The organism is Bacillus sp. SIMBA_026 (genome assembly GCF_046535335.1).
GTDB classification, from domain to species: domain Bacteria; phylum Bacillota; class Bacilli; order Bacillales; family Bacillaceae; genus Bacillus; species Bacillus velezensis.
On the sequence record NZ_JAWRWX010000007.1, the window covers coordinates 1 to 19,876 of the forward strand.

A 19,876-nucleotide genomic window follows, 5' to 3' on the forward strand; every position below is an offset into this window, starting at 1 on the left:
AACACGGAAGTTAAGCTCTTCAGCGCCGATGGTAGTCGGGGGTTTCCCCCTGTGAGAGTAGGACGCCGCCAAGCTATATTATGGTAAAGGCAGCTCATGATGAGCTGCCTTTTTTGTGTTTTTCTGCATACATTATATAATATGAGAAACGTAACGATATGCCTTTTTGTAAAAGCAGGTTTTATGCTTGTGCAAAGTGGAAATAATAGAGATAGAGCGATACAGTTGAAAAATTTTGCGAAACACCTTATAGTAAGGTTAAAGTCAAATATAGTCAAAGTCAATAAAGGAGGGGGTTGAGTGGGACATAATATTTCTGACATCATTGAACAGTACTTGAAACAAGTATTAGATCAAAATGGCAAAGAAATTTTAGAGATCAAACGCAGTGAAATCGCTGATAAATTTCAATGTGTTCCTTCCCAAATAAATTATGTCATCAACACCAGATTTACAAGTGAAAGAGGATATATTGTTGAAAGTAAACGGGGAGGCGGCGGTTATATTCGTATTATCAAAATTAAAATGAATAACGAAGTCGTCCTCATCAATAATATTATTTCGCAGATTCATACCCACTTGTCCCAGGCAGCCTCTGATGACATTATTCTCAGACTGTTAGAGGACGGAGTTATTTCGGAAAGAGAAGCTAAAATGATGGTGAGTGTAATGGATCGTTCAGTTCTATATATTGATTTGCCCGAACGGGATGAACTAAGAGCCAGAATGATGAAAGCAATGCTCACATCTTTAAAACTAAAGTAAGCGGGTGAAAAGATTGATTTGTCAAGAATGCAATGAGAGACCGGCCACTTTTCACTTTACGAAAGTTGTTAATGGAGAAAAACAAGAAGTTCATATTTGTGAACAATGTGCAAAAGAAAATAGCGATTCATACAGTATAAGTGGAAACCAAGGGTTCTCGATCCATAATTTATTATCAGGGCTGCTGAATATGGAGTCTTCATTTCAAAACACCGGTTCTCAAATGTTCGGCTACTCAGAGCAAGGCACAGCTTGTAAGAAATGCGGTATGACGTTTCAGCAGCTGAGAAAAACAGGGCGTTTCGGCTGTGCGGAATGTTACGATACGTTCTACAGCCAAATTACGCCGATCTTGCGAAAAGTTCACAGCGGGAATACGGTGCATGCCGGGAAAATTCCAAAACGAATAGGCGGAAACCTGCATGTAAGACGGCAAATGGAAATGTTAAAAAAAGAACTTGAATCTTTAATACACCACGAAGAGTTTGAAAGAGCAGCGGAGGTCAGGGATCAGATCCGATCGTTAGAGCAGAAATTAAAAAGTAAAGACAGTGAGGGGGAACAAGGGTAATGTCGCTCAAGCATTTTATTCAGGACGCACTAAGCAATTGGATGAAGCAAAAGGGACCTGAAAGTGACATTGTACTCAGCAGCCGTATACGGTTGGCCCGAAACTTTGAAAATATAAAGTTTCCTGCCAGGTATACGAATGAAGAAGCCTCATCCATCATTCAGCAATTCGAAGATCATTTTTCAGGGAAAGAACTGCCTGATATCGGTCAATTTCATTTAATCAGAATGAGTGAAGCTCAGCCTTTGGAAAAACGGGTGCTGATGGAGAAACATCTGATCAGCCCGAATTTAACGGAATCCCCTTTTGGCGGCTGTCTGCTTTCTGAAAATGAAGAAGTCAGCATTATGTTAAATGAAGAAGATCATATCAGAATTCAATGCCTCTTCCCCGGCTTCCAGCTTCTCAATGCTATAAAAGCGGCAAACCAGGTTGATGACTGGATTGAGGAGAAAGTGGATTACGCCTTTGGAGAGAAGAGAGGATACTTAACAAGCTGTCCTACAAATGTAGGGACGGGACTAAGGGCTTCAGTCATGATGCATTTGCCGGGCCTTGTATTAACTAGGCAAATGAATCGAATTATACCGGCAATTAACCAATTAGGCTTAGTTGTTAGAGGAATTTACGGTGAAGGCAGCGAAGCATTAGGAAATATCTTTCAAATTTCAAATCAAATCACACTCGGAAAATCAGAACAGGACATTGTAGATGATTTAAACAGTGTGGCTGCCCAGCTGATTGAGCAGGAACGTTCAGCCCGAGAAGCGCTTTACCAAACCTCGAAAATTGAATTGGAGGACCGGGTATTCAGATCTTACGGTGTTTTATCCAACTGCCGTATGATTGAATCAAAGGAAACGGCGAAATGCCTTTCTGACGTTCGGCTGGGGATAGACCTTGGAATCATCAAAGGGCTATCAAGCAATATACTTAATGAACTGATGATTTTGACACAGCCGGGTTTTCTCCAGCAATATTCGGGCGGTGCATTACGGCCGAACGAAAGAGACGCGAGAAGAGCAGCTCTTATCAGGGAAAGGCTGCATTTAGAAATGAGTGCAAATAGACAGGAGGATGATTCGATATGATGTTTGGAAGGTTTACAGAGCGAGCTCAAAAGGTATTGGCACTGGCACAGGAAGAAGCACTGCGCTTAGGCCATAACAATATTGGAACTGAACATATCTTATTAGGTCTGGTTCGTGAAGGAGAAGGGATTGCAGCTAAAGCACTCCAAGCACTCGGACTCGGTTCGGATAAAATTCAGAAAGAAGTGGAGAGCTTAATCGGACGGGGACAGGAAATGTCTCAAACGATTCATTATACGCCAAGAGCAAAAAAAGTCATTGAGCTCAGCATGGATGAAGCCAGAAAGCTAGGACATTCTTATGTGGGAACAGAACACATACTTCTCGGACTGATTCGTGAAGGAGAAGGCGTGGCCGCGAGAGTTCTGAATAATCTCGGTGTCAGCTTGAATAAGGCGAGACAGCAAGTGCTGCAGCTTCTGGGAAGCAATGAGACGGGGTCTTCTGCATCCGGTACGAACAGCAATGCAAACACGCCGACGCTTGACAGTCTGGCTCGTGATTTAACCGCGATTGCGAAGGAAGACAGTCTTGATCCGGTTATCGGCCGAAGCAAAGAAATTCAGCGTGTTATTGAGGTATTAAGCCGCAGAACGAAGAATAACCCCGTTCTTATCGGGGAACCGGGTGTAGGTAAAACTGCGATTGCTGAAGGCCTCGCACAGCAGATCATCAATAATGAAGTGCCGGAAATTTTACGTGATAAACGCGTAATGACATTAGACATGGGTACGGTTGTAGCCGGTACGAAATACCGCGGAGAATTTGAAGACCGCTTGAAAAAAGTAATGGATGAAATACGTCAGGCCGGCAATATTATTTTATTCATTGACGAACTGCATACACTGATCGGAGCGGGGGGAGCAGAAGGTGCGATTGACGCATCGAATATCTTAAAACCTTCACTGGCCCGCGGAGAGCTTCAATGCATCGGTGCGACAACGCTTGATGAATACCGTAAATATATCGAAAAAGACGCCGCTCTGGAGCGCCGTTTCCAGCCGATTCAGGTGGATCAGCCGTCAGCCGATGAAAGCATTCAAATTTTAAAAGGGCTCCGTGACCGCTATGAAGCGCATCACCGCGTATCCATTACCGATGAAGCGATTGAAGCGGCGGTAAAATTGTCCGACCGTTATATTTCTGACCGCTTCCTTCCGGATAAAGCGATCGATTTAATTGATGAAGCCGGTTCAAAAGTGCGTCTCCGTTCTTTCACAACACCTCCGAACTTAAAAGAGCTTGAGCAGAAACTCGATGAAGTTCGCAAGGAAAAAGACGCTGCCGTTCAGAGCCAGGAGTTTGAAAAAGCGGCTTCCCTTCGTGATACGGAGCAGCGCCTGAGAGAACAGGTGGAAGACACGAAAAAAACGTGGAAAGAAAAACAAGGCCAGGAGAACTCCGAAGTTTCTGTAGAGGATATTGCGATGGTTGTATCCAGCTGGACCGGGGTGCCTGTATCTAAAATTGCCCAAACGGAAACAGATAAGCTTCTCAATATGGAAAACATTCTGCACTCCCGCGTCATCGGCCAGGATGAAGCTGTTGTAGCCGTTGCAAAGGCCGTCAGACGTGCAAGAGCCGGTCTGAAGGACCCGAAACGCCCGATTGGTTCATTCATCTTCTTAGGCCCTACAGGCGTTGGGAAGACAGAGCTGGCACGAGCGCTGGCGGAATCCATTTTCGGTGATGAGGAAGCGATGATCAGAGTGGATATGTCCGAATACATGGAGAAACACTCGACTTCACGTCTTGTCGGTTCTCCTCCGGGATATGTCGGCTATGATGAAGGCGGCCAGCTGACAGAAAAAGTGAGAAGAAAACCTTACTCTGTCGTACTGCTTGATGAAATTGAAAAAGCGCATCCTGATGTGTTTAACATACTCCTGCAAGTGCTTGAAGACGGACGCTTGACTGATTCAAAAGGACGCACTGTGGATTTCCGCAACACGATCCTGATTATGACGTCAAACGTCGGAGCGAGCGAGCTGAAACGCAACAAATATGTGGGCTTCAATGTGCAGGATGAATCACAAAACCATAAAGACATGAAAGACAAAGTCATGGGAGAGCTGAAGCGTGCCTTCAGACCTGAGTTTATCAACCGGATTGACGAAATTATCGTCTTCCACTCCCTTGAGAAAAAACATCTTACAGACATCGTGTCGCTTATGTCTGATCAGTTAACAAAACGTCTGAAAGAACAAGATCTCTCTATCGAGCTGACGGATGCTGCAAAAGCAAAAGTGGCAGAAGAGGGCGTCGATTTGGAATACGGCGCACGTCCGCTAAGAAGAGCGATTCAAAAGCATGTGGAGGACCGGTTATCAGAAGAACTCCTCAGAGGCAATATTGATAAAGGCCAGCACATTGTTCTTGATGTTGAGGACGGCGAATTTGTCGTAAAAACAACTGCTAAAACGAACTAATATAGTGACAAACATGAGGCATACGTAAGCGAGTGTATGCCTCACTTTGTTATATAGAGAAATATTCGATAAGGAAGAGGTCTTACAACATATATGGCTAAATCAAAAACAAAATTCATCTGCCACTCATGCGGTTATGAATCCGCAAAGTGGATGGGAAAGTGCCCGGGCTGCGGGGCTTGGAATACAATGGTGGAAGAAACCATAAAAAAAGCGCCGGCGAATCGGCGGGCGGCTTTCTCCCACTCCGTTCAAACCGTCCAGAAACCATCACCCATTACATCAATTGAAACATCAGAAGAACCCCGCGTTCACACAAAGCTCGAAGAATTCAACAGAGTGCTTGGCGGCGGCGTTGTGAAAGGCTCGTTAGTATTGATCGGCGGCGATCCCGGCATCGGAAAATCAACGCTCCTTCTCCAAGTATCCGCACAATTAGCTGATACGGCCGGCAGCGTGCTTTACATTTCAGGGGAAGAATCCGTGAAGCAAACGAAGCTGCGCGCCGACAGACTTGGAATCAACAGCCAAATGTTACATGTTTTATCTGAAACCGATATGGAGTATATTTCGTCTGCTATACAAGAGATGAAACCCGCATTTGTTGTCGTAGACTCCATTCAGACCGTTTACCAAAGTGATATCACCTCGGCTCCCGGCAGTGTATCACAAGTAAGAGAGTGTACGGCCGAATTGATGAAAATCGCGAAAACAAACGGCATACCTATTTTTATCGTCGGGCACGTCACAAAAGAAGGATCGATCGCAGGGCCGAGATTGCTTGAGCACATGGTCGATACCGTTCTATACTTTGAAGGAGAGCGGCACCATACATTCCGTATTTTGCGGGCCGTAAAAAACCGTTTCGGCTCCACAAATGAAATGGGCATCTTTGAAATGCGGGAAGAGGGGCTTACGGAAGTGCTGAACCCTTCTGAAATTTTCTTGGAAGAGCGTTCTGCCGGGGCATCGGGTTCGAGTATCGTTGCGTCAATGGAAGGAACGAGACCGATCCTGGTTGAAATCCAGGCGCTCATATCACCGACCAGTTTTGGAAACCCGCGCCGCATGGCTACAGGCATTGACCACAACAGGGTGTCGTTAATTATGGCTGTGCTTGAGAAGCGGGTGGGTCTTTTGCTTCAAAATCAAGATGCATATTTAAAGGTCGCCGGCGGGGTCAAACTGGATGAACCGGCGATTGATTTGGCAGTAGCCGTCAGCATTGCCTCAAGCTTCAGAGATACACCGCCGAATCCCGCAGATTGCTTTATCGGTGAAGTGGGTCTGACAGGAGAAGTCCGCAGGGTGTCAAGAATCGAACAGCGCGTAAAAGAAGCGGCAAAACTCGGCTTCAAGCGTATGATCATACCTGAGGCGAATGCAGATGGGTGGACAATACCAAAAGGGATTGAGGTTGTCGGAGTAGCAAATGTTGCAGAAGCGCTTCGTACTTCATTAGGAGGATCATAATAGATGGAAAAAGAGAAAAAAGGGGCGAAACAAGAGCTTGACCTGTCTGCAATTCTGCAGTTCGTTGCACCGGGCACCCCGCTCAGAGCCGGGATAGAGAATGTACTTCGGGCAAATACAGGCGGCCTGATTGTTGTCGGATACAATGATAAGGTAAAGCAAGTCGTGGATGGCGGTTTTCATATTAATACATCATTTGCGCCCGCTCACTTATACGAGCTGGCCAAAATGGACGGTGCCATTATTTTAAGTGATTCCGGCCAGAAAATTCTTTATGCGAATACGCAGCTTATGCCGGAAGCGACCATTTCTTCTTCAGAAACGGGGATGAGGCACCGTACGGCGGAACGGGTGGCGAAGCAGACCGGCTGTCTCGTCATCGCCATTTCAGAGCGCAGAAATGTCATTACGTTATATCAGGACAGCATGAAGTACACACTAAAGGACATAGGATTTATTTTAACAAAGGCAAATCAGGCCATTCAAACGCTTGAGAAGTATAAAACCATTTTAGACAAAACGATTACGGCTTTAAACGCATTAGAGTTTGAGGAGCTTGTGACATTCAGTGACGTGCTGTCCGTCATGCATCGATATGAAATGGTGCTCCGAATAAAAAATGAAATCAATATGTATATTAAAGAACTCGGAACGGAAGGCCACTTAATCCGTCTGCAGGTGATTGAACTGATTACGGACATGGAAGAAGAGGCGGCACTTTTCATCAAAGACTATGTCAAAGAAAAAATCAAAGATCCGTTCGTGCTGTTAAAAGAGCTTCAGGATATGTCCAGCTATGATCTGCTTGATGACTCCATTCTGTTTAAGCTGCTTGGATATCCGGCTTCTACCAATATTGATGATTATGTGCTCCCGAGAGGATACAGGCTGCTGAACAAAATTCCGCGTCTGCCGATGCCGATTGTTGAAAATGTGGTTGAGGCGTTCGGGTTTTTGCCAAGCATAACGGAAGCCACTGTAGAAGAGCTTGATGATGTTGAGGGTATCGGCGAAGTGCGCGCCAAAAAAATCAAAAAAGGCTTAAAACGCCTTCAGGAAAAACACTATATAGATAGACAGCTTTAAGAATCGCTTAAACCTGTCGGAATCCGGGTATATTATTGTTAGTTTTTGTTTATTCTGAATTTGTAGGCTCTGACAGTCTGCTGAAAAAATGCTACTTAAAAGGAGGTGGAGGTATGTTAAAACGAATAGTTCAGGCGTTCTTCATTATTGTGGGCGGCGTTGTCGGTATCTTTTTAATACCTGAATTGTTTGTGCTGTCAAATATACAGGACATACCTTTAATAACAAACGCATATACGTCTGCTGCAATTGGTGCTATTATCTTTTTTCTCATCAGTATATGGACGACAGAATATGTGATTAATTGGGTAAAATGGATTGAAGATTCTTTGCTGAGAGCTCCGGTGCCGGATCTGTTATTCGGGAGTCTCGGATTGGTTTTTGGACTTATCATCGCATATCTCATTGTAAACGTGATTCCGCTGGACAATATTCCGTACCGTATATTCAGCACCATCATTCCGGTCTTTCTGGCTTTCTTTCTCGGTTATCTGGGCTTCCAAGTCGGATTTAAGAAAAAGGATGAACTGATCAGTCTTTTCTCCATTTCTGCAAGAATGCAGAAGAAAAAGGGAAGTGCTGATGAGGAGCAGGAGGAACAGGATAAAAGGCTGAAAATCTTGGATACAAGTGTTATTATTGATGGGAGAATTGCAGATATTTGTCAGACGGGCTTTTTAGAAGGCGTCATTGTCATTCCTCAATTTGTGCTGGAGGAATTACAGCATATCGCTGATTCTTCAGATGTTTTAAAACGTAACAGAGGACGCCGCGGTCTGGATATCTTGAATCGCATTCAAAAGGAACTGGATATTACGGTTGAAATTTATGAAGGCGACTTCGAGGACATTCAGGAGGTTGACAGCAAGCTTGTCAAACTTGCGAAGCTGACATCCGGCGTCGTTGTGACGAATGATTTTAATTTAAATAAAGTATGTGAGCTTCAGAAGGTTGCGGTACTGAATATTAATGACCTTGCAAACGCGGTGAAGCCGGTTGTGCTTCCGGGCGAAGAGATGAATGTGCAGGTGATTAAGGACGGGAAAGAGCATAATCAAGGTGTGGCTTACTTGGATGACGGGACGATGATTGTTGTGGAAGAAGGCCGCAATTATATAGGGAAACATATTGATGTGCTCGTAACCAGCGTACTGCAGACAGCGGCGGGACGAATGATTTTTGCCAAGCCCAAGCTGCTTGAGAAAGCTCTTTAAGAGGGAGTTCATATGGAGTATGTTGTCATTATTCCGGCTGCCGGACAAGGAAAACGGATGAAGGCCGGAAAAAATAAGCTGTTCATCAGCTTAAAAGGTGCGCCTGTTATTATACACACACTGCGGGTTTTTGAAGGCCACGCACCCTGTCAGAAAATAATCCTGGTGATAAACGAGAGTGAACGGGAAGATTTTCGCCAGCTGCTGGCCCAATTTCCGATTCAGACGGAAATTGAGCTTGTTACCGGGGGTGCGGAGCGTCAGCACAGTGTATTCGAAGGACTGAAAGTGATTGATAAGGAATCGGTCGTCCTTGTTCATGACGGAGCGCGCCCGTTTGTCACACATCAGCATATCGATAAGCTCGTTGAAACAGCAGAGGAGGCGGGAGCGGCTGTCCTGGCTGTTCCTGTGAAAGACACGATAAAACGGGCGGAAGGCTCCCGGGTTGCGGAGACCTTTGATCGTTCAAGCTTGTGGGCCGTTCAAACGCCGCAAGCTTTTCGTCTTTCTTTATTGAAGACGGCGCATATGGAAGCGGAAAACAAAGGCTTCTTAGGTACGGATGACGCCAGCCTCGTCGAGCGTCTTGATGGATATCAGGTGAGTATCGTTGAAGGCAGCTATACCAATATTAAGCTGACAACGCCGGATGACCTGATATTTGCGGAAGCAATCATGAAAGCGGAAAGTGGGAATCATAATGTTTAGAATCGGACAAGGATTTGATGTGCATCAATTAACGGAAGGCCGTCCTCTCATCATCGGCGGAATTGAAATTCCTTATGAAAAGGGGCTGCTCGGACATTCAGATGCTGATGTATTGCTGCATACAGTCGCAGACGCGTGTCTCGGAGCGGCAGGTGAAGGAGATATCGGCAAGCATTTCCCGGATACTGATCCGGAATTCAAGGATGCGGATTCTTTTAAGCTGCTTCAGCATGTCTGGAACATTGTTAAAGAAAAAGGATACGTACTCGGAAATATAGACTGCACGATTATTGCGCAAAAGCCGAAAATGGCGCCGCATATTGATGCTATGAGAAAACGGATAGCGGAAGGCCTTGAGGCGGACGTCTCTCAAGTAAACGTAAAAGCGACGACGACTGAAAAGCTCGGGTTTACCGGAAGAGCCGAAGGAATTGCCGCTCAGGCGACCGTTCTGATCCAAAAAGCCTGATCATTGTTTTGATGCCCGGTCTATTTGGTGGTAGAATAGATACATATATTCGGCTAGAGGCTACAGACGAGATGAAAGGAAGTATTTGAACATGGGAAATGAAGTACGCGTTCGTTATGCACCGAGTCCGACCGGACATTTGCATATCGGTAACGCCAGAACAGCGCTTTTTAACTATTTATTTGCCCGCAGCCAAGGCGGAAAGTTTATTATCCGGATTGAGGATACGGACAAAAAGCGAAATATTGAATGCGGAGAGCAAAGCCAGCTCAACTATTTGAAATGGCTCGGCATGGACTGGGATGAAAGTGTGGATATCGGCGGAGAATACGGCCCGTACCGCCAGTCTGAGCGTAACGACATTTACAAAAAGTACTATGAAGAGCTTCTTGAAAAAGGGCTTGCTTATAAATGTTTCTGTACGGAAGAAGAACTTGAGAAAGAACGTGAAGAGCAAATCGCCCGCGGGGAAATGCCCCGCTATTCCGGCAAACACAGAAACCTGACTCAGGAAGAGCAGGAGCAGTTTTTAGCCGAAGGCAGACAGCCGAGCATCCGTTTCCGGGTGCCGGAAGGGAAAATCATCGCATTTAACGATATCGTAAAAGGTGAGATTTCTTTTGAATCAGACGGCATCGGCGACTTTGTCATCGTCAAAAAAGACGGAACACCGACGTATAACTTTGCTGTCGCGATTGACGATTACTTAATGAAAATGACGCACGTGCTCCGCGGTGAGGATCACATTTCAAATACACCGAAACAGATCATGATTTTCCAGGCATTCGGCTGGGATGTTCCTGTCTTCGGACATATGACGCTTATCGTAAACGAAAGCCGCAAAAAATTAAGTAAACGTGATGAATCAATTATCCAGTTTATTGAGCAGTATGATGAGCTGGGTTACCTGCCTGAAGCGCTGTTTAACTTTATCGGACTTCTCGGCTGGTCTCCCGTCGGTGAAGAAGAGCTTTTCACAAGGGAACAATTCATTGAAATTTTTGATGTAAATCGTTTGTCTAAGTCACCGGCTCTGTTTGATATGCATAAACTGAAATGGGTCAACAACCAATACGTCAAAGCGCTGGATCTTGATCAAGTGGTTGAGCTGACCCTGCCGCACCTGCAAAAAGCTGGAAAAGTCGGCACTGAGCTTTCTGCCGAGGAGCAGGAATGGGTTCGTAAATTAATCTCTCTTTACCATGAGCAATTGAGCTACGGAGCTGAAATTGTCGAGCTGACTGATTTGTTCTTTAAAGATGAGATCGAGTATAATCAAGAGGCAAAAGCCGTTCTGGAAGAAGAACAGGTGCCTGAAGTGCTCAGCGTATTTGCTGCGAAGCTTGAAGAGCTTGAAGAATTTACGCCTGAGCTGATCAAAGCCTCAATCAAAGCTGTTCAGAAAGAAACAGGCCATAAAGGCAAAAAGCTGTTCATGCCGATTCGTGTAGCGGTTACCGGTCAGACACACGGTCCTGAGCTTCCGCAGGCCATTGAGCTGATTGGCAGAGAAACAGCCGTCAGACGCCTGAAAAGCATTTAAATATACGATTGTTGACAGGGAAGAGTATAAAACAATGACCATTACAGAAAGAATCTTCATCGGCTGAGAGAGATTCATGCGTCATGTTTTAGAAGTGCGCCCTTAAGACCTTTGAAGAACATTTCTGCGGAAATCAGTATTTAAAGGCGGCCGCCGCCGTTACCGGCTTTTAAGTTGGGAAAACAGTGACTTGTTTTTCAAACAGAGTGGAACCGCGCGGTAAAAGCGTCTCTGTCATGTTTACATGCAGAGGCGCTTTTTTTATAGGCGGAAAAACAGACTGGAGCGGGGAGAGAATGGGGGGAAGCATGTGTTTTTTAAAATGCTAAAAGAAGACATAGATACAGTGTTCGATCAAGATCCGGCAGCAAGAAGCTATTTCGAAGTTGTTTTAACTTATTCTGGTTTACATGCTATATGGGCGCATCGGATTGCACATGCTTTATATAAACGGAGATTTTTCTTCCTGGCGCGCCTGATATCACAGATTGCCCGTTTCTTTACCGGAATTGAAATCCATCCCGGCGCGACCATCGGGAGAAGGTTTTTCATTGACCACGGTATGGGGGTCGTCATAGGGGAAACATGTGAAATCGGCAATAACGTGACGGTATTCCAAGGTGTCACTCTCGGGGGAACGGGAAAAGAAAAGGGGAAGCGGCATCCGACCATAAAAGATGATGCTTTAATTGCAACCGGAGCGAAGGTGCTCGGCTCTATTACGGTCGGGCAGGGTTCTAAAGTAGGGGCCGGCTCCGTTGTGCTTCGTGATGTTCCCGACTTTTCGACCGTTGTCGGCATACCGGGGAAAGTCGTCATTCAGAACGGAAGAAAAATCAAACGCGATCTCAATCACCAAGACTTGCCCGATCCGGTTGCTGACCGGTTTAGAGCATTGGAGCAGCAGATTTTTGAACTGCAGGCTGAACTGGAAGATAAAAAAGAAAGGATCAACCAAAAATGACCATTACACTTTATAATACATTGACACGGAAAAAAGAAACATTCGTTCCTCTTGAGGAAGGCAAAGTAAAAATGTACGTGTGCGGACCGACTGTATACAACTATATTCATATCGGAAACGCCCGTCCGGCGATTGTGTATGATACCGTACGCAACTATTTAGAGTATAAAGGATATGATGTTCAATACGTATCGAATTTCACCGATGTTGACGACAAACTGATTAAGGCCGCCAACGAGCTCGGTGAGGACGTCCCGGCCGTTTCTGAACGGTTCATTAAAGCGTATTTTGAAGACGTGGGCGCCCTCGGATGCCGGAAAGCGGATCTTCACCCCCGGGTCATGGAAAACATGGACGCCATTATTGAATTTGTCAGCGAGCTGATTAAAAAAGGCTACGCTTATGAATCAGAAGGCGACGTCTATTTCAAAACAAGGGCCTTCGAAGGCTACGGCAAGCTATCCCAGCAATCAATTGATGAACTCAGATCAGGCGCGCGTATCCGTGTCGGCGAGAAGAAAGAGGATGCGCTGGACTTTGCTCTTTGGAAAGCTGCTAAGGACGGAGAAATTTCATGGGATAGCCCTTGGGGAAAAGGCCGCCCAGGCTGGCATATTGAATGCTCCGCAATGGTGAAAAAGTATTTGGGTGACGAAATCGATATTCATGCCGGCGGTCAGGACCTGACATTCCCGCACCATGAAAACGAAATCGCCCAATCTGAAGCATTAACAGGCAAGACATTCGCAAAATACTGGCTTCACAACGGATATATCAATATCGATAATGAGAAGATGTCAAAATCTCTCGGCAACTTTGTTTTGGTGCACGATATCATTAAGCAATATGACCCGCAGCTTTTGAGATTTTTCATGCTGTCCGTTCATTACCGCCACCCGATCAACTATTCGGAAGAGCTGCTTGAGAAAACAAAAAACGCGTTTAACCGCCTGAAGACGGCCTATAGTAATTTAAACCATCGTTTGATTAGCAGCACGAATCTGACTGACAATGATGAGGAATGGCTCGCTAAAATCGAAGAGCACCGCACTGCGTTTGAAGAAGCAATGGATGATGATTTTAATACGGCGAATGCGATTTCCGTTTGGTTTGATCTGGCGAAGCTCGCCAATTACTACATGCAGGAAGACAATACGGCGGATCACGTCATTAAAGCCTTTATCAGCATGTTTGACAGAATCGGATCTGTTCTCGGACTTACGCTCGGCGAAGAAGAGCTTGTCGACGAAGAGATTGAAGAGTTGATTGAGAAGAGAAATGAAGCCCGCCGCAATCGCGATTTTGCTTTGTCAGACCAGATTCGCGATCAGCTGAAAAGCATGAATATCATTCTTGAAGATACGGCCCAGGGAACTCGCTGGAAGCGGGGAGAGTAAGCGGATGCTTCAATTTGAACAAATCAAAGATTCAAAGCAGTTAAACGGTCTTGCGCTTGCTTATATGGGTGATGCCATTTTTGAAATATACGTCCGGCATCACCTGCTTAAGCAGGGCTTTACGAAACCGAATGACCTTCATAAGAAGGCGAGCCGGATTGTATCGGCAAAATCACAGGCAGACATATTGTTCCGCCTTCAGGACGAATCCTTTTTCACGGAGGAAGAGGAAGCCGTGCTGAGAAGAGGCAGAAACGCGAAATCAGGGACGACGCCTAAAAACACAGATGTACAGACGTACCGCCATAGTACAGCTTTTGAGGCTTTACTCGGATACCTTTTTCTTGAGAAAAGAGAAGAAAGACTGAATCAGCTGATTGCTGAGGCTATACAAGTCGGGACGTCAGGGAGGAAAACAAATGAGTCAGCAACATGATTACGTCATAGGAAAAAACGCTGTGATTGAGACGTTAAAGTCAGATCGCAAGCTGTATAAGTTATGGATGGCGGAAAACACAGTAAAAGGACAGGCGCAGCAAGTTATGGAGCTTGCTAAAAAGCGCGGCGTCACCATTCAATTTGTACCGAGGAAAAAACTCGATCAGATGGTGGAGGGGCAGCATCAGGGTGTTGTCGCCCAAGTGGCGGCATATGAATATGCACAATTAGACGAATTATATAAAAGAGCGGAAGAGAGAAACGAACAGCCTTTCTTTCTCATACTGGACGAGCTGGAAGACCCTCATAATCTCGGTTCCATCATGAGAACGGCTGACGCTGTCGGTGCACACGGCATCGTGATTCCGAAACGCAGAGCGGTCGGACTGACTTCGACAGTCGCAAAAGCTTCGACCGGTGCGATTGAACACATTCCCGTCGTGAAGGTGACCAACCTTGCCCGGACACTTGATGAAATGAAGGAGCGGGGGATTTGGGTCGTCGGAACGGATGCATCCGCCCGGGAAGACTACCGCTCTATGGACGGCAAGATGCCTTTGGCGCTCGTTATCGGAAGCGAAGGCAGAGGAATGGGCCGGCTTGTGAAAGAGAAATGTGATTTTCTCATTAAGCTTCCGATGGCCGGAAAAGTCACGTCTTTGAATGCGTCGGTAGCGGCCGGCCTTCTCATGTATGAAGTCTACCGGAAGCGCAATCCTTTAGGGGAATGAAGACAGATGGACATCCTGTTAGTAGACGGATACAACATGATTGGAGCTTGGCCGCAGCTAAAGGATTTAAAAGCGAACAGTTTTGAAGAAGCGAGAGATGTACTGATCCAGAAGATGGCGGAATATCAGTCCTACACGGGAATCAGAGTCATTGTGGTGTTTGACGCACACCTGGTAAAAGGCATAGAGAAAAAACAAACGAATCACAGAGTCGAAGTGATTTTCACACGGGAGAATGAGACGGCGGATGAGCGGATCGAGAAGCTTGCCCAGGCGCTGAATAATATTGCGACACAGATTCATGTCGCAACTTCCGATTATACGGAGCAGTGGGCGATTTTCGGACAAGGGGCTCTCCGCAAATCCGCCCGGGAGCTCCTGAGGGAAGTGGATACGATAGAACGCCGGATTCAAAGGCGGGTTTCAAAGATCACTTCTGAAAAACCACCGGGTAAAATCGAGCTGTCCGAAGAGGTTTTGAAAACGTTTGAAAAGTGGCGCCGAGGCGGTCTGGATTAGGTTGACGCTTTTTCGCCCATTAATGTATAATATTTCTATCTACGTGCGCCGGGGGGATCGCAGTGAATCTACAGAACAGCAAGGGAAAGTTCAACAAAGTGCAATTTTGCCAGTTGGAGGACGAGCAGGTCATTGAAAAGGTTCATGTTGGGGATAGTGATGCGTTAGATTACTTGATTACGAAGTACCGTAATTTTGTACGGGCGAAAGCAAGGTCTTATTTTTTAATAGGGGCCGACAGAGAAGATATTGTACAGGAAGGGATGATAGGCTTATATAAGTCTATCCGAGACTTTAGAGAGGACAAGCTTACTTCATTTAAAGCTTTTGCAGAATTATGCATTACCCGCCAGATTATTACCGCAATAAAGACAGCTACCCGTCAGAAACACATTCCTTTAAATTCCTATGTTTCTTTAGACAAACCTATTTTTGATGAAGAATCTGACAGAACACTGCTTGATGTCATTTCAGGTGCTAAAACGTTAAATCCTGAAGAGATGATTATTAATCAGGAAGAATTTGATGATATCGAAATGAAAATGGGAGAACTGCTGAGCGATCTGGAGAGAAAGGTGCTTGTTTTGTACTTGGACGGAAGAAGTTACCAAGAGATTTCAGATGACTTAAACCGACACGTAAAATCAATCGATAATGCCCTGCAGCGCGTGAAGCGCAAGCTTGAAAAGTATTTAGAAATAAGAGAGATCAGCCTGTAGCAGGTTTCTGTGTCATATTGACAGAATTTTTCTGACTGTGCTATTTTATTAAGATAAATGAATGTTTAGGAAAAGGTGTAACGACATGAGAAAAAAGATTACGCTGGCATGCAAAACATGCGGAAATCGTAATTATACGACAATGAAAAGCTCTGCATCAGCGGCTGAGCGGTTAGAAGTTAAGAAGTACTGCAGCACTTGCAATTCACATACAGCTCATTTAGAAACAAAATAGTGTTCGCTTTTTAAATTGTGGAGGTCTTTTACATGCGCATGATGAGTTTCTTTAAAGATGTTGGGAAAGAAATGAAAAAGGTTAGCTGGCCTAAAGGCAAAGAGTTAACGCGCTATACAATCACGGTGATTTCAACGGTTATCTTTTTTGTTATCTTTTTTGCCCTCCTTGATACAGGAATTTCTCAATTAATTCGTTTAATAGTTGAATAATGATCAGCAATACGTGCTATAATAGATCATAATATCGTTTGCCAAAACCCGTTCAGCGGGTTTTTTATTGTGTTGTTGAAAAAGGATTCATAGGCCCTGAGCCTATTTTTTGTTTTACACTTCATTTTTAAATGCGGGGAGGGAAGGACTGCAGAGTCCTGATAGAATGGAAAAGAATTGGTATGTTGTTCATACGTATTCCGGTTATGAAAATAAAGTAAAAGCAAACCTTGAAAAACGTGTGGAATCAATGGGAATGCAGGATAAAATTTTCCGCGTTGTCGTCCCTGAAGAAGAAGAGACTGATATTAAGAACGGCAAGAAAAAAGTAGTCAAAAAGAAAGTGTTCCCGGGTTATGTGCTTGTTGAAATCGTCATGACTGATGATTCCTGGTATGTGGTCCGCAACACGCCGGGCGTTACCGGATTCGTCGGATCAGCCGGTTCAGGCTCAAAGCCGACTCCGCTTCTTCCTGGCGAAGCGGAAACCATCTTAAAACGCATGGGCATGGATGAGCGGAAAACCGACATTGATTTTGAATTGAATGAGACAGTCAAAGTCATAGACGGACCTTTCGCCAACTTTACAGGATCAATTGAAGAGATTGATTATGATAAGAGCAAAGTGAAAGTATTCGTTAACATGTTCGGCCGTGAAACGCCGGTTGAACTGGAATTTACCCAGATCGACAAATTGTAATGTGAAAAAACTTGAAATTGCTATATATTAATGATAATATAGCAAAGGTACGTCTTGGACTAATCCAAGGCAGCTAGCTTGATATTTCGTCATTCATATAAAGAATGAAACCTTGAGTGGGAGGGTTTACCCTATTACCACATCACGGACTTAAGGAGGTGTGTCTCGTGGCTAAAAAAGTAGTAAAAGTTGTAAAATTGCAAATTCCTGCTGGAAAAGCTAACCCAGCGCCGCCAGTTGGACCTGCACTAGGTCAAGCCGGTGTAAATATCATGGGATTCTGTAAGGAGTTTAACGCTCGTACAGCTGACCAAGCTGGTTTAATCATTCCTGTTGAAATTTCGGTTTACGAAGACCGTTCATTTACATTTATTACAAAAACTCCGCCTGCTGCAGTATTGCTTAAAAAAGCAGCTGGAATTGAGTCTGGTTCTGGTGAACCAAACCGTAATAAAGTGGCAACCGTTAAGCGCGATAAGGTTCGCGAAATCGCTGAAACGAAAATGCCTGACTTAAACGCAGCAGACGTTGAAGCGGCAATGCGCATGGTTGAAGGTACTGCCCGCAGTATGGGTATCGTTATCGAGGATTAATTTGTTTCTTGTCGGGTTGCGAGTTTTCACAAGTTCGCAACCCTTATTCGTGGGAGGTTATTCCGCTATAACCACATAAGGAGGAAATTTTAAAATGGCTAAAAAAGGTAAAAAGTACGTTGAAGCTGCGAAGCTTGTAGACCGTGCGAAAGCTTACGACGTCGCTGAAGCAGTGGCGCTTACTAAAAAAACAAACACAGCTAAATTCGACGCTACAGTTGAAGTTGCTTTTCGTTTAGGGGTTGACCCTCGTAAAAACGATCAGCAAATCCGCGGCGCAGTTGTACTTCCTAACGGAACTGGTAAAACTCAGCGCGTGCTTGTATTCGCTAAAGGCGAAAAAGCAAAAGAAGCTGAAGCTGCCGGTGCAGACTACGTTGGCGATTCTGATTACATCGCGAAAATCCAGCAAGGCTGGTTCGAATTCGATGTAATCGTTGCGACTCCTGACATGATGGGTGAAGTCGGTAAAATCGGCCGTGTGCTTGGACCAAAAGGTCTTATGCCAAACCCTAAAACAGGAACTGTTACATTCGAAGTAGAAAAAGCAATCGGCGAAATCAAAGCTGGTAAAGTAGAATACCGCGTTGACAAAGCTGGTAACATCCATGTTCCGATCGGAAAAGTTTCTTTCGAGGATGAAAAACTTGTTGAGAACTTCACAACAATGTATGATACAATCCTGAAAGCAAAACCGGCTGCGGCTAAAGGTGTTTACGTGAAAAACGTTGCCGTTACTTCTACTATGGGCCCTGGTGTCAAAGTAGACGCTTCTACTTTCAACGTAAAATAATATTTGACTTTAGATCAGCATTCTGATATGATTCAAAATGTTGTAAAATATAATATGTCATTTATACCGTAGACAGCAGGGGCCGTTGAGGCTTAATATCCTGCCGAGGTGTATATATATCACAGCTATTACGTTACGTATGCTTGTATATACAGCCTCCATGTCCACATGGAGGCTTTTTATATGAAATCGTCGTCACAGTCGTGATCACCTAGCGGTATAAGTGTTACACAAAATCTACAGGAGGTGTAACCATGAGCAGCGCAATTGATACAAAAAAAGTTGTTGTTGAAGAGATTGCTTCTAAACTGAAAGAAAGCAAATCAACGATCATCGTTGACTACCGCGGACTTAACGTTTCTGAAGTAACTGAACTCCGTAAACAGCTTCGCGAAGCTAACGTAGAGTTCAAAGTGTACAAAAACACAATGACTCGCCGTGCGGTTGAACAAGCTGAACTTGATGGTTTGAATGATGTCTTAACTGGACCGAATGCGATCGCATTCAGTACTGAAGATGTTATCGCTCCGGCAAAAGTTCTTAACGAGTTCGCGAAAAATCACGAAGCTCTGGAAATCAAAGCGGGCGTTATCGAAGGAAAAGTATCTTCTGTTGAAGAAGTGAAAGCTCTTGCTGAACTTCCTTCACGCGATGGCTTACTTTCTATGTTGCTTAGCGTACTTCAAGCTCCAGTTCGCAACCTTGCACTTGCAGCTAAAGCAGTTGCAGACCAAAAGGAAGAACAAGGCGCTTAATCTGATTTTACCCTAAAATAAAACAAATGGAGGAATTTCAAATGGCTTTAAATATCGAAGAAATCATTGCTTCCGTTAAAGAAGCAACTGTACTTGAATTGAACGACCTAGTAAAAGCAATCGAAGAAGAATTTGGCGTAACTGCTGCTGCTCCTGTAGCTGTAGCTGGCGGAGCTGCTGCTGGCGGAGCTGCTGAAGAGCAAAGCGAATTCGACCTTATCCTTGCTGGTGCAGGTTCTCAGAAAATCAAAGTTATCAAAGTTGTTCGTGAAATCACTGGTCTTGGCTTGAAAGAAGCTAAAGAACTTGTTGACAACACTCCAAAACCACTTAAAGAAGGTATTGCGAAAGAAGAAGCTGAAGAGCTTAAAGCTAAACTTGAAGAAGTTGGCGCTTCTGTAGAAGTTAAGTAATCTTCACTTGCCTGTAGGGGAAGCTCGCTTTTATGAGGCGGGCTTTTTCTTTGCT

At 44.8% G+C, this 19,876-nt stretch carries 23 protein-coding genes, 1 rRNA gene and 2 other annotated features; all 24 genes read left to right on the top strand.

Annotation, left to right across the window (positions count from 1 at the left end; translation table 11 throughout):
* Positions 1 to 74: ribosomal RNA gene (gene rrf / locus SB847_RS22605) — 5S ribosomal RNA — on the top strand; the annotation flags it as partial.
* 226 nt (positions 75 to 300) lie between these two features.
* The gene (gene ctsR / locus SB847_RS19570) at positions 301 to 765 is read left to right on the top strand and encodes a transcriptional regulator CtsR (RefSeq protein WP_003156396.1); all 465 of its coding nucleotides are present in this window, start codon (positions 301 to 303) and stop codon (positions 763 to 765) included.
* Between the two features lie 13 nt (positions 766 to 778).
* Entirely contained in the window at positions 779 to 1,336 is a 558-nt protein-coding gene (gene mcsA, locus SB847_RS19575; RefSeq protein ID WP_007410387.1) for a protein-arginine kinase activator protein McsA, read from the top strand.
* A complete protein-coding gene (gene mcsB / locus SB847_RS19580; protein WP_003156398.1) occupies positions 1,336 to 2,427 on the top strand; it encodes a protein-arginine kinase McsB in 1,092 nt (363 codons plus the stop codon). Before mcsA ends, mcsB begins: the two co-directional genes overlap by 1 nt.
* The gene (gene clpC, locus SB847_RS19585) at positions 2,424 to 4,856 is read left to right on the top strand and encodes an ATP-dependent protease ATP-binding subunit ClpC (protein ID WP_015239036.1); all 2,433 of its coding nucleotides are present in this window, start codon (positions 2,424 to 2,426) and stop codon (positions 4,854 to 4,856) included. The genes mcsB and clpC overlap by 4 nt, the downstream gene beginning before the upstream one ends.
* A gap of 93 nt (positions 4,857 to 4,949) precedes the next feature.
* The gene (gene radA, locus SB847_RS19590; protein WP_014416742.1) at positions 4,950 to 6,329 is read left to right on the top strand and encodes a DNA repair protein RadA; all 1,380 of its coding nucleotides are present in this window, start codon (positions 4,950 to 4,952) and stop codon (positions 6,327 to 6,329) included.
* 3 nt (positions 6,330 to 6,332) lie between these two features.
* Positions 6,333 to 7,415, top strand: coding sequence for a DNA integrity scanning diadenylate cyclase DisA (disA, locus tag SB847_RS19595; RefSeq protein WP_007615225.1), 1,083 nt, complete (start codon positions 6,333 to 6,335; stop codon positions 7,413 to 7,415).
* Between the two features lie 113 nt (positions 7,416 to 7,528).
* The gene (locus tag SB847_RS19600; protein ID WP_003156403.1) at positions 7,529 to 8,629 is read left to right on the top strand and encodes a PIN/TRAM domain-containing protein; all 1,101 of its coding nucleotides are present in this window, start codon (positions 7,529 to 7,531) and stop codon (positions 8,627 to 8,629) included.
* A gap of 12 nt (positions 8,630 to 8,641) precedes the next feature.
* Positions 8,642 to 9,340 (top strand): 2-C-methyl-D-erythritol 4-phosphate cytidylyltransferase, encoded by a 699-nt coding sequence (ispD, locus tag SB847_RS19605; protein ID WP_410565234.1) that lies wholly within the window; start codon positions 8,642 to 8,644, stop codon positions 9,338 to 9,340.
* Complete coding sequence (ispF, locus tag SB847_RS19610) at positions 9,333 to 9,809, top strand: 2-C-methyl-D-erythritol 2,4-cyclodiphosphate synthase (RefSeq protein ID WP_003156407.1); 477 nt, start codon at positions 9,333 to 9,335, stop codon at positions 9,807 to 9,809. Before ispD ends, ispF begins: the two co-directional genes overlap by 8 nt.
* A gap of 91 nt (positions 9,810 to 9,900) precedes the next feature.
* On the top strand, positions 9,901 to 11,352 hold the full coding sequence (gene gltX / locus SB847_RS19615; RefSeq protein WP_410578349.1) for a glutamate--tRNA ligase: 1,452 nt from the start codon (positions 9,901 to 9,903) through the stop codon (positions 11,350 to 11,352).
* Positions 11,353 to 11,354: 2 nt separating this feature from the next.
* Positions 11,355 to 11,588 (top strand) — a binding site (T-box leader).
* Between the two features lie 74 nt (positions 11,589 to 11,662).
* Complete coding sequence (gene cysE, locus SB847_RS19620) at positions 11,663 to 12,316, top strand: serine O-acetyltransferase (protein ID WP_003156410.1); 654 nt, start codon at positions 11,663 to 11,665, stop codon at positions 12,314 to 12,316.
* Entirely contained in the window at positions 12,313 to 13,713 is a 1,401-nt protein-coding gene (cysS, locus tag SB847_RS19625; RefSeq protein WP_007615229.1) for a cysteine--tRNA ligase, read from the top strand. The genes cysE and cysS overlap by 4 nt, the downstream gene beginning before the upstream one ends.
* A 4-nt stretch (positions 13,714 to 13,717) precedes the next feature.
* Positions 13,718 to 14,149 (top strand): Mini-ribonuclease 3, encoded by a 432-nt coding sequence (locus SB847_RS19630; RefSeq protein ID WP_003156412.1) that lies wholly within the window; start codon positions 13,718 to 13,720, stop codon positions 14,147 to 14,149.
* Positions 14,133 to 14,882 carry a 23S rRNA (guanosine(2251)-2'-O)-methyltransferase RlmB gene (rlmB, locus tag SB847_RS19635; protein WP_003156413.1) on the top strand — a complete coding sequence of 250 codons (750 nt, stop codon included), beginning with the start codon at positions 14,133 to 14,135 and terminating at the stop codon, positions 14,880 to 14,882. Before SB847_RS19630 ends, rlmB begins: the two co-directional genes overlap by 17 nt.
* 6 nt (positions 14,883 to 14,888) lie before the next feature.
* Entirely contained in the window at positions 14,889 to 15,401 is a 513-nt protein-coding gene (rae1, locus tag SB847_RS19640; RefSeq protein WP_003156414.1) for a ribosome-dependent mRNA decay endonuclease Rae1/YacP, read from the top strand.
* A 62-nt stretch (positions 15,402 to 15,463) separates the two neighbouring features.
* Complete coding sequence (sigH, locus tag SB847_RS19645) at positions 15,464 to 16,120, top strand: RNA polymerase sporulation sigma factor SigH (protein ID WP_003156415.1); 657 nt, start codon at positions 15,464 to 15,466, stop codon at positions 16,118 to 16,120.
* An 85-nt stretch (positions 16,121 to 16,205) separates the two neighbouring features.
* Complete coding sequence (gene rpmG, locus SB847_RS19650; RefSeq protein ID WP_003156421.1) at positions 16,206 to 16,355, top strand: 50S ribosomal protein L33; 150 nt, start codon at positions 16,206 to 16,208, stop codon at positions 16,353 to 16,355.
* Between the two features lie 32 nt (positions 16,356 to 16,387).
* Positions 16,388 to 16,567, top strand: a complete 180-nt coding sequence (gene secE, locus SB847_RS19655) for a preprotein translocase subunit SecE (RefSeq protein ID WP_003156422.1) — start codon at positions 16,388 to 16,390, stop codon at positions 16,565 to 16,567.
* 166 nt (positions 16,568 to 16,733) lie between these two features.
* The gene (gene nusG, locus SB847_RS19660) at positions 16,734 to 17,267 is read left to right on the top strand and encodes a transcription termination/antitermination protein NusG (RefSeq protein WP_003156423.1); all 534 of its coding nucleotides are present in this window, start codon (positions 16,734 to 16,736) and stop codon (positions 17,265 to 17,267) included.
* Positions 17,268 to 17,434: 167 nt separating this feature from the next.
* Positions 17,435 to 17,860, top strand: a complete 426-nt coding sequence (rplK, locus tag SB847_RS19665; protein WP_003156430.1) for a 50S ribosomal protein L11 — start codon at positions 17,435 to 17,437, stop codon at positions 17,858 to 17,860.
* Positions 17,861 to 17,954: 94 nt separating this feature from the next.
* Positions 17,955 to 18,653, top strand: a complete 699-nt coding sequence (gene rplA, locus SB847_RS19670; protein ID WP_003156431.1) for a 50S ribosomal protein L1 — start codon at positions 17,955 to 17,957, stop codon at positions 18,651 to 18,653.
* Between the two features lie 48 nt (positions 18,654 to 18,701).
* Positions 18,702 to 18,844, top strand: a sequence feature (ribosomal protein L10 leader region).
* A 63-nt stretch (positions 18,845 to 18,907) separates the two neighbouring features.
* A complete protein-coding gene (gene rplJ, locus SB847_RS19675; protein WP_007410396.1) occupies positions 18,908 to 19,408 on the top strand; it encodes a 50S ribosomal protein L10 in 501 nt (166 codons plus the stop codon).
* Positions 19,409 to 19,449: 41 nt separating this feature from the next.
* On the top strand, positions 19,450 to 19,821 hold the full coding sequence (gene rplL / locus SB847_RS19680; protein WP_003156436.1) for a 50S ribosomal protein L7/L12: 372 nt from the start codon (positions 19,450 to 19,452) through the stop codon (positions 19,819 to 19,821).
* Positions 19,822 to 19,876: the final 55 nt, after the last annotated feature.

Excerpts from the sequence above, each read along its gene's own strand:
- rlmB (WP_003156413.1), top strand. The coding sequence starts at position 14,133 with ATGAGTCAGCAACATGATTACGTCATAGGAAAAAACGCTGTGATTGAG.
- clpC (WP_015239036.1), top strand. The coding sequence starts at position 2,424 with ATGATGTTTGGAAGGTTTACAGAGCGAGCTCAAAAGGTATTGGCACTG.
- ispF (WP_003156407.1), top strand. The coding sequence starts at position 9,333 with ATGTTTAGAATCGGACAAGGATTTGATGTGCATCAATTAACGGAAGGC.
- rplL (WP_003156436.1), top strand. The coding sequence starts at position 19,450 with ATGGCTTTAAATATCGAAGAAATCATTGCTTCCGTTAAAGAAGCAACT.
- SB847_RS19630 (WP_003156412.1), top strand. The coding sequence starts at position 13,718 with ATGCTTCAATTTGAACAAATCAAAGATTCAAAGCAGTTAAACGGTCTT.
- cysS (WP_007615229.1), top strand. The coding sequence starts at position 12,313 with ATGACCATTACACTTTATAATACATTGACACGGAAAAAAGAAACATTC.
- secE (WP_003156422.1), top strand. The coding sequence starts at position 16,388 with ATGCGCATGATGAGTTTCTTTAAAGATGTTGGGAAAGAAATGAAAAAG.
- gltX (WP_410578349.1), top strand. The coding sequence starts at position 9,901 with ATGGGAAATGAAGTACGCGTTCGTTATGCACCGAGTCCGACCGGACAT.
- disA (WP_007615225.1), top strand. The coding sequence starts at position 6,333 with ATGGAAAAAGAGAAAAAAGGGGCGAAACAAGAGCTTGACCTGTCTGCA.
- SB847_RS19600 (WP_003156403.1), top strand. The coding sequence starts at position 7,529 with ATGTTAAAACGAATAGTTCAGGCGTTCTTCATTATTGTGGGCGGCGTT.
- ispD (WP_410565234.1), top strand. The coding sequence starts at position 8,642 with ATGGAGTATGTTGTCATTATTCCGGCTGCCGGACAAGGAAAACGGATG.
- rplJ (WP_007410396.1), top strand. The coding sequence starts at position 18,908 with ATGAGCAGCGCAATTGATACAAAAAAAGTTGTTGTTGAAGAGATTGCT.
- mcsB (WP_003156398.1), top strand. The coding sequence starts at position 1,336 with ATGTCGCTCAAGCATTTTATTCAGGACGCACTAAGCAATTGGATGAAG.
- rplA (WP_003156431.1), top strand. The coding sequence starts at position 17,955 with ATGGCTAAAAAAGGTAAAAAGTACGTTGAAGCTGCGAAGCTTGTAGAC.
- nusG (WP_003156423.1), top strand. The coding sequence starts at position 16,734 with ATGGAAAAGAATTGGTATGTTGTTCATACGTATTCCGGTTATGAAAAT.
- rpmG (WP_003156421.1), top strand. The coding sequence starts at position 16,206 with ATGAGAAAAAAGATTACGCTGGCATGCAAAACATGCGGAAATCGTAAT.
- rae1 (WP_003156414.1), top strand. The coding sequence starts at position 14,889 with ATGGACATCCTGTTAGTAGACGGATACAACATGATTGGAGCTTGGCCG.
- radA (WP_014416742.1), top strand. The coding sequence starts at position 4,950 with ATGGCTAAATCAAAAACAAAATTCATCTGCCACTCATGCGGTTATGAA.